At 39.6% G+C, this 604-nt stretch carries 1 pseudogene; it reads left to right on the top strand.

The window, feature by feature from the left end:
- Nucleotides 1-604 (top strand): annotated as a pseudogene (locus CBI42_RS11115) (DNA (cytosine-5-)-methyltransferase); the annotation flags it as partial.

Genomic DNA, 604 nt, shown 5'->3' with positions numbered 1-604 from the left:
CTCCTATTTCCTTTCAGACGAGAAGGTCAAGCAACTAACTCTGAGACTTTAAAAACACTAGGAAATTTGAATCCATCAAAAAGTGGCATGAGCGGTAAAGTCTATTATTCAGAGGGGTTAGCGCCAACATTAGTTCGTGGAAAAGGAGAAGGATTTAAAGTTGCGATTTCTTGTATGACACCAGACAGATTAGAAAAAAGACAAAATGGTAGACGATTTAAGGAAAACCAAGAGCCAATGTTTACTTTGAATACTCAGGATCGCCATGGTATTGTTGTTGTTGGAGATTTACCAACTAGCTTTAAGGAGACTGGTCGCGTATATGGAAGTGATGGGTTATCTCCAACACTAACTACGATGCAAGGTGGAGATAAAATTCCCAAAATACTGATCCCAGAACCAATCCATTTTCTAAAAATCAGGGAAGCAACTAAAAAAGGGTACGCTCAAGCAGAGATTGGAGATTCAATCAATTTAGAAAGACCAAGTTCTCAGTATCGGCGTGGTAGAGTTGGAAAAGGTATAGCGAATACGTTGACAACTAGTGGTCAAATGGGAGTAGTAGTGGCTAGCTATGAAGGAGAAGATAAGCAAGTTTACCATG

This window comes from Streptococcus sp. KR, from assembly GCF_002238115.1.
Taxonomy (GTDB): domain Bacteria; phylum Bacillota; class Bacilli; order Lactobacillales; family Streptococcaceae; genus Streptococcus.
This window is presented reverse-complemented; position numbering and strand designations above follow the sequence as displayed.